Annotated in this window: 7 protein-coding genes and 1 pseudogene; 4 read left to right on the top strand and 4 right to left on the bottom strand. The window is 73.1% G+C overall.

Annotated elements, in window-relative coordinates; translation table 11 throughout:
• The 4 genes and pseudogenes from ACWDA7_RS21380 to ACWDA7_RS21365 all read right to left on the bottom strand — a co-directional run.
• A pseudogene (locus ACWDA7_RS21380) lies at positions 1-278 on the bottom strand (helix-turn-helix domain-containing protein); the annotation flags it as partial.
• 115 nt (positions 279-393) lie between these two features.
• A complete protein-coding gene (locus tag ACWDA7_RS21375; protein ID WP_450605819.1) occupies positions 394-1,449 on the bottom strand; it encodes a PadR family transcriptional regulator in 1,056 nt (351 codons plus the stop codon).
• A gap of 1 nt (position 1,450) precedes the next feature.
• The gene (locus ACWDA7_RS21370) at positions 1,451-2,377 is read right to left on the bottom strand and encodes a DUF4097 family beta strand repeat-containing protein (protein WP_450605818.1); all 927 of its coding nucleotides are present in this window, start codon (positions 2,375-2,377) and stop codon (positions 1,451-1,453) included.
• 846 nt (positions 2,378-3,223) lie between these two features.
• Complete coding sequence (locus ACWDA7_RS21365) at positions 3,224-3,406, bottom strand: DUF6104 family protein (protein WP_128381182.1); 183 nt, start codon at positions 3,404-3,406, stop codon at positions 3,224-3,226.
• Positions 3,407-3,565: 159 nt separating this feature from the next.
• On the opposite strand from ACWDA7_RS21365, the gene ACWDA7_RS21360 reads away from it, so the two are divergent.
• The 4 genes from ACWDA7_RS21360 (at position 3,566) to ACWDA7_RS21345 (ending at position 10,868) form a co-directional block, all read left to right on the top strand.
• Positions 3,566-4,087 carry a CU044_2847 family protein gene (locus ACWDA7_RS21360; protein WP_450605817.1) on the top strand — a complete coding sequence of 174 codons (522 nt, stop codon included), beginning with the start codon at positions 3,566-3,568 and terminating at the stop codon, positions 4,085-4,087.
• On the top strand, positions 4,084-6,348 hold the full coding sequence (locus ACWDA7_RS21355) for a VMAP-C domain-containing protein (RefSeq protein ID WP_450605816.1): 2,265 nt from the start codon (positions 4,084-4,086) through the stop codon (positions 6,346-6,348). Before ACWDA7_RS21360 ends, ACWDA7_RS21355 begins: the two co-directional genes overlap by 4 nt.
• A gap of 108 nt (positions 6,349-6,456) precedes the next feature.
• A complete protein-coding gene (locus ACWDA7_RS21350; protein ID WP_450605815.1) occupies positions 6,457-7,488 on the top strand; it encodes an AAA family ATPase in 1,032 nt (343 codons plus the stop codon).
• A gap of 5 nt (positions 7,489-7,493) precedes the next feature.
• Entirely contained in the window at positions 7,494-10,868 is a 3,375-nt protein-coding gene (locus ACWDA7_RS21345) for an SAV_2336 N-terminal domain-related protein (RefSeq protein WP_450605814.1), read from the top strand.
• Positions 10,869-10,876 lie beyond the last annotated feature (8 nt).

Raw genomic sequence — 10,876 nt, 5'->3', positions numbered from 1 at the left:
AGCACCGAACCCGAGGGTCCATCGCCGAGAAGCATGACAACGGACCCTCGGGTTCCTCCTGAGGACCCTTCAGTTTCCCTGAACTCGCGGAGGTCCGAGGGTCCGGGCAGGTCAGGCCGATCTCGTTGAACCGATGGATCACGTCACGGACGGTGTCCTCGTCGGCCTGCTCCAGCCTTGTGATTACGGGCACCCTGTTGCCGCCGACCGAAGCGAGCAGCATCATCGCGCCGGTACCGCACCGAACTGGTGCTGCCCCGGCGCACGATCTGCTGCAGCTTCTGCCCTTCCTGTTCTGCCCTTCCTGGTCGGTCAACCTGAGCAGCCGGGAAGGGGCATCCCGTGGCAGCGCAGGCGGCGCCGCGCCCGCGATCCGGCCCCGTGATCCGGGTGTCAGCTCTTCCCTGACCGCAACGTCGCCCCGATATGGGCCGCAGCCGTCGACAGATGGTGGCGGGCCTCGCGGAGCTGGTCCTCCGTCACCCCGTGGTCGCGGGCCGCGTCCCGGATGTCGTCGCGGAAGCGGTCCAGGAGCCGGTCGAGGGCACGGGCAGGGTCGCCCGAGAAGTCCTCGTGCGCCCAGGAGGGTTCGTACGCTCCGGGGAAGTCCTCGGAGGTCGTCGAGTACTTCGGGGCATCCGGGGCATCCGGGGCATCCGGGGCATCCGGGGCCTTCGGCGTGCCGGTGGCTCCGGCGCGTCCGAAGCCGTACTCCTTCCCGAACTCACCGAACTCCTTGGCCAGTTCGGTGATGCCCTCCCGGACGCCGGTCGGCCAGTCGCCGCGCGCGAAGTGGTCCTGCACCTGCTCCTGCACCCGGCGGGCTATGCGCTGCATATCCTCCTGCGCCTGGGCGCGCGCCCGCTCCTGGGCTTCCCTGGCCTGGTGGCGGGCGCGCTCGGCCTCCTCGCGGGCCCGCCGGCTCTCGTCCTTGGCGCGCCGCGCCTGGTCCTTCCACTCCTGCTTGACGCGGCGCATCTCCTCCTTGGCGACGCGCCACGCCTCCTTCTCGGACTGGTCGGTGTGCCCCCCGTACGCACCCCCGTGGCCCTTGGTGCCCCGCTGGGCCTCGGAGACCGCTGCCCGCATCTCGCGGCGCAGGTCCCCTGCGGCCCCCCGGACGTCGGCGCGGATCTCGGCGGCCAGCTCCGCGACGGACTCCCGGATCTCCAGCTCCAGATCGGCCAGTTCGGCGCTGCGCTCGGACAGTTCGGCGCGGCCCGCGTCCGTGATCGCGTAGACCTTGCGGCCGCCCTCGGTGGTGTGCGTCACCAGGCCCTCGGCCTCCAGCTTGGCCAGCCTCGGGTAGACGGTGCCGGCGGACGGCGCGTACAGGCCCTGGAAGCGCTCCTCCAGGAGCCGTATCACCTCGTAGCCGTGGCGAGGCGCCTCGTCGAGCAGCTTCAGCAGGTAGAGGCGCAGTCGTCCATGGGCGAAGACGGGAGGCATGTCAGAGCCCCTTCTGCTCGGTCGGACCGGCGGTCGTGCCGTTGGAGGAACGATCTGACCAGGCGGTGGTGTCGCCGCCTGCGGAGTGGTCCGCGGGTGGCGCGTCCCAGGGCTCGTCCTCCGCGGGCGGCCGGCGGAGCAGAGCGATGGAGCCGGAGACCGTGGTGGCCTTCAGACGGCCGGTGCCCCCGCCCAGGCGGCCCGTGATCTTCTTGGCGCCCCACTGGCCGCTCACCCGCAGGTCGTCGAAGGCGCTGGACACCGCGCCGCTCGCCGTGTTCGCCTCGACCTCGGCGTCCGCGGGGTGGGGGAGGCGGATGGCGATCTCGCCCGAGACGTTCGTCAGACGGGCGTCGGTGGGGCCGCTCGTGGGATTGAGGTCGAGGATGATCGAGCCGCTCACGGAGTCGGCCTTCACGACGGGGCAGGTCCCTTCGATGACCGTCAGATCGCCGGAGACGGAGTTGAGCCGCAACTCCCCGCTGACGCCCTGGGCCTCGACGCTCCCGGACACCGTCGTGGCGCGGACCGGTCCGGAGACGCCGACGAGTGTCGTGTCGCCCGTCACGCCCTTCACATCGGAGCCGCCGGCGATCCCGGAGACCATGGCGTTGGCCCCGACCACGCCCACCTCCACACGGGTGGACGCAGGGACCGCCAGGGAGACCACCGCGCTGCGGCGCCAGCCCTTGGAGTCGAGCCACTTGAGGAAGCCCTTCCAGGGGAGGTCCTCGTACGCCACGGTGAGGGCGCCGTCCTTGTGCGTCACCACGAGCGGCGGCCCCTCGATCTCCGAGACCTCCAGCCGCGCGGAACCCTCGTCGGTGCCCACCACGTTCACCGTTCCGTTGACGATGCGCACATGGAGTGCCGTCACCGGGGCGTCGAAAGTGAGCTTCCTCGGCTCTGCGACGGACCACTCTGACATGGTGCTGACCTCCTCGGCCGGGGCGGACAGGCATCCGCGGGGGACGGCGGCGCGGACATGCGCGACGACGCCGGACGGCTCCGCGGACGGGGCTCCCGACGCGCCATATCGCGTCTTCTGGCAATTCACGATATATCGCGGCCGGGGAAAGTCAAGGCGCTCATTCGGGGAACGTGCGGATGGGGTGGCGACGCGCGCCGGCGACGAGGGAGTGTACGGGAGGAAGAGGTCGAAACGCCCTGAAAGTGGCGCGCCGAAGACGGTGTGCCGAAGGTGGTGTACCGGCGGAACGCCCCGGGGCGCGCGAGGCACAGGAGAATGCTGAGGCGCTATCAACGCCGCCCCCGTGCACCGTCGTTCCGCCGGGCCAATCGGGCCACCGCCGCCTCGCCGCCTCGCCGCCTCGCCGCCTCGGCACCTGGCTCCCGTGCGGCGGCCGGTGATCACGCGCCCGCACGTTCGGACGGGCAGGTCACCTGGAAGCGCTGGACGGACTGGTCACGCGAGGAGCGCGCTGGGCAGCCGGACGGATCCCGAGCCACGCGGGGGGTGAGCCACGCGGGGGGTGCGCAAGCCGGACGATCGAGCAACCCGGACAAACTCAACAAACTGACCGCGCCCACGCTGGCCGGTTCCCGACGGCTCGCGTACGGCACCCCGCCCGGCAAGCACGAGACGACGCGCCGACGGGCGCCGCCCGCCACCGCTCGCGACCCTGCCCGACGTCGCAGGAGGCCGCTCCGCCACCGCTCGCGACCGTGTCGGACGCCCGCAGGAGGCGGCCCCGCGCACGCAGAACACCGCCCCGGCGCCGCTTCGGCAGTGCCGGGGCGGGCGGCGCAGGTGCTACTCGTCGTCGTCCTCGTCGTCCAGCCGGGCCAGCCAGGTCGCCAGGCGCTCCACCGGCACCTCGAAGTCCGGATTGAGATCGACGAACGTACGCAGCTGCTCGGCGAGCCACTCGAAGGTGATCTCTTCCTCGCCGCGCCGCTTCTCCAGCTCTTCTATACCGCGGTCGGTGAAGTACATCGGTGGTGCTCCGGAGGTTCGCTGAGGGGGTAGGAGAGGACAAGAAAAGGATAGGCGGGAGCGCGGTGGTCCCGCGGGTCGGCTGTGCTCTCGCGTCACGTCCGCCGTGTCGCTAGCCTGCGCAGCGGCAGACGGGATCACGGGGGAGCGGGGGATGCCATGGCGGACGGGTCGACGCGGATAGCGCGCATCGAGATGCCGGACGGAACACCTGTGTGGGCCCGGATATCCGGGGCCGAGGAGCTCGCGGTGCCGTCCGGGGAGTTGTCGTACACGGACACCGGTTTCGCCGACCGGGTGGAGGCACAGGTCGAGAGCCTCCACTCCGTGATCACCGGCGTTGCGCGTTCGCTGGCCGGACCGCTGCGCGCGGTACGGCCCGACGAGGTCAGCGTCGAGTTCGGGATCGAGCTGACCGCGAAGGCGGGCAAGGTGGTCGGACTGCTGGCGGACGGCGAGGCCAAGGCGGGCATCACGGTCACCCTGACCTGGAACGGCGGCCCGCCACCGCCCGGCACGCTGGACGGCACGCCAGGCACGCTCGACGCCACCGCCGGTACGGGCGATAACACGCCGGGGACCACGCCGTCCCCCGCGGCCGGCGTCCCGGACGCGGGCGCGTCCCCCGGCGTTCGGGGGCACGGCGGCGCCGATGCGGCCGGCGGCGGGAGCGGGGCATGACGGACGGGCACGCCCGGGGCGCATCGAGCGGCCTCGACGCGGCCCATCGTGCGCTGCGTGAACTCGTCATGGCCGCGACCGTGCGCATCCATCGCCCGGGGGTCGGGTATGCCCTCGACCAGCCGGGAACATTCCTCGGCAGCGGGTTCTTCGTCGCGCCGAACTGGGTTCTGACCTGCGCGCACGTGGCACTGGGCGGGGAGGGGGACGAGGTCGCCGTGGTCTACGAGAACGGTCCGGGGCGCGGTAGCTCCGTCGTGCCCGGCGCCGTCGCGGCCACGGTCCCGGAGCGCCTGGCGGGGGCCGTGCGCGGCAACTGGCCCGCCCCGGACCTCGCGCTCGTCCGGCTCCGCGAGCCCGTCGACCACGACTGCGTCTACGTCTCCGAGCGGCCCGCCGCGTATTACGGCGAAGGCAGGGTGTTCTACGCGGGCTGGACCGTGCTGGGCGGCCAACTGCAGGTCATGGACGGACCCCTCTCGGTGCAGGGCACCCTGGGAGGCTGGTCCTCGGGCGTGCAGATGCGCCTCGGCCACAACGACCTTCCGCCGGGTGTCTCGGGAGGTCCCGTCATCGACCCGCTGCGAGGCGAGGTCATCGGCGTCCTGAAGTCCCGCTCGGACCACGGCAGCGGGGGTACGTCCACGGGGATCGAGCAGTTACGGGCGCTGTCCGTGCCCCGGGACGGGATCCGCACCGAGCACTGCGATCTGTACCAGGCCGTCTTCCACGCCCACGACCGCTACCACCGGGACCGGCAGCGGCACCCCGACTCCGAGCGTCCCACCTGGGCCGATGTGCAAGGCCAGCTCGGCGCACGACCCGGCCGGGCACTCAGTCCCGACGAGCGGATCCAGCTACTGGGCCGCCTCGCGGACCTGCCGCCCCCGGCCAGCACCCGCGGCCTGCTGGACATCCTCGAATCGCTCCCGGGTCTGGCGGCCGCGATCCCCCAGCCGGCCCCGCGCGGCTGGCGCGACGGCCTCGGCGCACTGTACGAGAGCGCCCGTGAGGACGGCGCACTGGAACTCGTGATCGACTACGCGATGCGGGTCATGTCCGCCGACCGGCCCTTCGAGACGCCCGGCACCCGGGACGCGGAACAGGCCCTGTGGGAGTGGCTGCGGCAGAGCGCGGAGGGCCTCGGCACGCGGTACCGGCACATTCTGGCGCAGCGGCGGATCGATCTCCTCCGGCCACGGCACAGCCCGGGGTCCGCCCCGCTGCCCCCGCAGCGCGGAAGGCGCGATCCGCTGGACCTCGTCCCTGCCACCCCCTACGGAACACCGGCGGCGTCGACCGGGCCCACAGTGTTCGCGCCCTCGAACGACCTTGCGCCCGGACTCGAAGGGTCCTTGGTTCACGACCCCGCGCGCGGGGAGCGGATCGAGGCGCACACGGCCGATCGCGCGCCACGCCCGTGCGCACTGCTCGAACTCGTCCAGCGGGGCTGGGAGCCGGACCGCTGCGACTGGCGGATCTCGGTGGCCCGGCCCGACGGCGAGGTCGTCCGCCTCGAAGAGGCCGAGCGGCTGCCGCTGGACGCGCTGCCAGGACCGCTCGTCGGCCCCCTCGCGGAAGCCTTCCGTCACTGCGACCGGCCCGGTCGGCCCGCCCTGCTGCAGGTCGCGCTGCCCCAGACGCTGCTCGGACTGCCGGTCGACACCTGGCAGTTGGGTCCGGACGGCACTCCGCTCGGCGCCGAACGCCCTGTCGTGGTGCGCTCGGCCGACCGTGACCAGTTGCCCGACGGGGCGGAGTTCGTACCGTACGAGAAGGACCCGCTCGCCGACGACGAGGAACAGCGGGAGCGGGAGGCCCGTTGGCACTGGGTCCATTCGCACGATGCCCGGCCCGAAGTCCTGGACTGCGACGACGGATTGCGGATACCCGTACCGCCACTGAACCGGCTGCGGGGCCTGCCGCACGGCGCGATCCCGATCCTGTGCCGCTACGGCGATCAGCGGTTCGAGGACGACACGGTAGCGCTCACGCGGATCGTGCACGGCGGCTTCGGCGTCGCGCTGTGGCGCCGCTGGCGCGGCCGACGGGACGCGGTGTGCGGGGAGTTCCACCGCCGGGCGGGCGACACGGTCGCCGGGGCGGGCGGCGCCGAACGGCTTCCGGAGCTGGTCCACACGTTGCGGGCGGGGCTCCGGGCCGGCCGGACGGAGACGTACTGGGCCGACGGCATCGCCCTGTTCTACGACGACCCGCACCGGCCGCTGCCGGGGAGCGACGACCTGCTGGAGGCACCGTGAAGCGATCGCCCCGAAGGCAGTACCGCGCTCTTACCAGGCTTCCTGTGGATGGATACGGTGAAGGACGTTCGGCGGCCATGGCGGACGAGTGACGACGAGGACCGGATCATGACCGAATCCAGTGAGTGGCTCATCTACCGAGGCGCCGGGGAACCCCACGACGGGATCGAACGGCTGCCCGACCCTCCGCCGTGGCGAGACTTCAGGGGCCGGGAGGCGGCGGCCGCGGGCGTCGACGGCGACGGGTCCGAGGACCGCAGGCTCGGTGCGTACCGGCACCTCGCCGAACTGCACCGGCCCGGCGCCGAGGAACTGGAGATGATCAACGCGGCGCTCTATCTGCGCCGTCCCCTCCTCGTCACCGGCAGCCCCGGGGCGGGCAAGAGCACCCTCGCGCACTCCGTCGCCTACGAACTGGGTCTCGGCAACGTCCTGCGCTGGTCCATCGTCAGCCGCTCCACGCTCCAGGACGGCCTCTACCACTACGACGCCATCGCCCGGCTGCAGGATGTGCAGATCGCGGCGCAGGGAGGATTCGGGACCGCGGCCGGTTCCCCCGGATCGGCGGAGAGCATCGGCAGCTACATCCGCCTCGGGGCCCTCGGCACCGCCCTGCTGCCGTCCGACGTCCCGCGCGTGCTGCTCATCGACGAGCTGGACAAGAGCGACATCGACCTGCCCAACGACCTGCTCAACGTCCTGGAGGAAGGCGAGTTCGCCATCCCCGAACTGGAGCGCATCGCCGACCGGTTGCCCGACGGCGAGGCCGAGGTGCTCACCGCCGACGGCACGAAGGTGCGCGTGCGTGACGGCAGGGTCCGCTGCCGCGCCTTCCCCTTCGTCGTCCTGACGAGCAACGGGGAGCGCGACTTCCCGGCTCCGCTGATGCGCCGCTGCATCCACCTGCAGCTCGGCCGGCCCGACCACACGAGGCTCGCCACCTTCGTCCGCGCGCACCTGGGCGACGAGGCGGCCCGTTCGGGCGACGACCTGATCAGCCATTTCCTCGAGCGTTCGCGCAGCGAACTCCTCGCGGCCGACCAGCTGCTGAACGCCATCTACCTCACCGACGCGGCCGCTCCGCCGAGCCGTGAACGCCTGGCCGACCTGCTCATCCAGCGACTCGACCGGCCGAGGTGAGAGTGATGCCCGACGCAGCGGCGCGCCACGGTCCTGTCCGCCCCGGCGAAGGACCCGGCGCCGGACGCCCCGTCGTACCTCCGGCCGACCCGATCACCGAACTCGTGGCCGTGCTGCGGGAGATCGGGCTCGATCCCGATGGCGAGCAGCTGTGCGACGCCCTCTGGCTGGCCCGCTGGACGCGTCCGGCGCATTCCGGGGACGCGGCGCCGGAGCAGCCGGCCGTACCCGCCGTTCGGCCCGGCGAACAACCGTCGGGGGGCCTCCCAGCCGCGGACCTGCGCCAGGCCGACCCGCTCCCGCCCGAGCCGTTGCCGCACGAGCCGGAAGGCGACCGGCGCATCGCGCTGTATCCGGTGCCCCAGCAAGGCGGGGAACGGTTCCGGGGGCAGGGACGGGCCACCGCGCTGCCCGTCGGTGTGCCCGTCGCCCCCGCCTTCCCCGCCCCGCTTGAACTCCAGCGCGCATTACGGCCGTTGCAGGGGTACAGGAGCGCAGCGCCACCGCTGAGGTCGGTGCTCGACGAGACGGCGACGGCGGAGCGGAGCGCCCGAGCGGGCGGCCTGGTGCTGCCCGTCTTCCGGGCGGTGACCCGGGCCGACGCACGGCTTCAGCTGGTGATGGACGCATCGTCGTCGATGCGGGTGTGGGACCAGATGTTCGCCGAACTGAAGCAGGTCTTCGCCCAGTTGGGTGCCTTCTGGGACATCCAGGTCAGCTATCTGCACGAGGGTCCGGACGGCGAGTCCGGAGTCAGCTTCAGTCCCGAACCGGACGCCGCACCGCTGCACTCCGCCGACCGGCTCAGCGACCCGACCGGACGCCGTATCACCCTCCTGGTCAGCGACTGCGCGGGTCCGCTCTGGCGCAGCGGCCGTGCGCACCGTCTGCTGCACCACCTGGCCCGCCAGGCCCCCGCCGCCGTACTCCAGCCGCTTCCGCAGCGCATGTGGAACCGCACCCGGCTTCCCGTCACCTATGGGGAACTGACCCGGGGAGAGACGCTGGGCGGCGCCGCCGCGCTCCGAGTGCGCACTCCGGCCGGGCCGTCCCCTGATACCCGGCGCGGTGCGCTCCCGGTTCCGGTGCTGCCGCCCGAGCCGGTGGCCCTGGGGGCGTGGGCGCGGCTGCTGTCCGGTGCGGGCGCCGGACCGGTGGCCGGCGCCGTGGGCTGGGTACACGCCGACCAGCCGTCTGCCCCGGCGGCACGCCCAGGCCGCCGTCCGTCCGCGCTGGAACTGGTCAGCCGCTTCCGCTCCACCGCATCCCCGGCCGCGGGCCGGCTGGCCGTCTATCTCGCCGCGGCCCCGCTGTGCCTGCCGGTGATGCAGTTGGTGCAGCGGACCATGCTTCCCGGCTCCGGGCCGTCCGAACTGGCCGAGGTCATGCTCAGCGGCCTGCTCTCACGTGCCAAGGAGGACCACGGCGCCGACGGCGTCCAGTGGTACGAGTTCGCCCCCGGCGTCCAGGAGTCCCTGCTGCCACCGCTCGGCCGGGACGAGGCCATGCTGGTGCTCAAGCACTGCTCGGAGTACATCGAACAGCGCTTCGGAAGGGGCGGTCCCAACTTCCCCGCCCTCGCCCTCGCGCAACTGGGCAACGGCGGTTCGGGGCGCCCGTACGCGCCCGGCGCCCCCTACCCGGAGGAGAACGGCGACAACGGCGGCGCGACCCTCGTCCCCCAGCCCTTCGCGGAGGTGGCCGCCCGCGTGCTGGAGCGCTTCATGCCCCTGCCGGAGCAACTGGCGCTCTACGGCAGCCGGGGCCGCCCGGGGCCGGCCACGGAGCGCCCGACACACCAGGCCGTCGTACGGGCCCGTGCACTGGTCGAGCAGTTCGACCAGGAAGGCATGGTCCAGGACCTGATCGACGCCGTCCAGCTGCTGCGGGGCGCCACGGAGCACGAGCGGGCCATCGGCACCGACCCCGAGCTGTGGGCCGAGTACGCGCACTGCGTCCTGCGGTTGTGGGAGGTGCTGGGCGGCGCGGACTTGCTGCGGGAGGCGGAGACGGCCGCGGACCGCGCCGTGGCCCACCCCCGTGCCCTGCGCGAACGGGCCGTACTCGCGCGGGTGCTGCGCGCCGCCGCCACCGACCGCAGGCGACGCGGCGACGAGCGGGGCGCGCTCGAACTGCTGCGCAGGGCGGACCGCGAGTACGCGGTGGCCTGCGCGGCCCCGGAACTGAACGAGGACGAGGCGCTGAGGCTCACGCTGGAGCGCGTGGGCGCACTGGAGGCGCAGTGGAGTCTCGGTGGCGACAGTGCGCTTCTGCAGGGCGCCGTCGGCATGCTGGAGGCGTTCGCCGACGCCTGGCCGGACCTCAGCCGAAGGCCGCCCGAACTGCCCCTCGCCCACGGCCGGGTCCTGCTGCGCCTGTCGGACGCCACCCTCGATCCCGAGCAGGCCCGCCGCTATGCCGAACAGGGTGCGCAGTCGCTGCGCAACGCCCTGGAGACCGTTCCCGAGGCGGACGGCGGGACCCACGGGGAGCGCCCCCGGGAGCGGGTCCGCATCCTCCTCGACCTGGTCGATGCCCTGCTGAGGTCCGGCGGAGCCCTGGACGACGCGCAGGCGCGCGTGGACGAGGCGCTGAGCCTCACCAGGGACCAAGGCCTGCGCGCCGCCCTTCTGGTGCGCGCCGGACGCATCAGGGCGGCCCGCCACGGCGAGACGGGGGATCCGCGCGAACTCGTGCAGGCCGCGGACTGCTTCGAGCAGGCGGCGCAGCGCATGTCGCGGGACGCGCCCGCGCACGCCGATGTGCTGGCCGAGTGGGGCGAGGTGCTGCTGCGCCGGGCCGGGCTGGACACCGGCCGCCGCTCGTCCGAGCCGCTGTCCCGGGCGATCAGGGTGCTGCGGGACTGCCGCACGGAGACCCCTACGGGCAGCCCGCACCTCGGGCACCGCCTGCTGCTGCTGGGCAAGGCACTGATGCTCCGCTACCGCGCCAGGGGCGACCGGGTCGATCTGCGTGAGGCCGAACACCTCTTCGGGCTCGCGGCGGTGGAGGCGAACGAACCGCTGCTGGCCGCCCGCTGCTGGCTGGAGGTCGGCCAGGTGCAGTTCGAGGCGTACCAGAGTCTCGGCCGCCCTGCGCGCCTGGACGAGGCGGTCGACGCGTTCCGGGCAGCCGCCGAGTCGGCCCGCGATGCGGAGGAGAGGGCGGAGACGGACCGCCGACGCCGGGAAGCCGTGGAACTCGGCGCGCAGGCACGCCACTGGCGGGGTATGTCCTACGAGGCGGCGGCCCGTCCGCGCGCGGCCCGCGAGGCATACCGAGCCGCCCGTACGGAGTGGTCGAGGCTGCCGGAGGACCACGTGGGCACGGGCGAGCCGACGGCACGTCAGACGGCCCAGCGACTGGCTGAGCTGGAGTGAGCGCGGCG

This window comes from Streptomyces sp. NPDC001156 (assembly GCF_053598275.1).
This window is presented reverse-complemented; position numbering and strand designations above follow the sequence as displayed.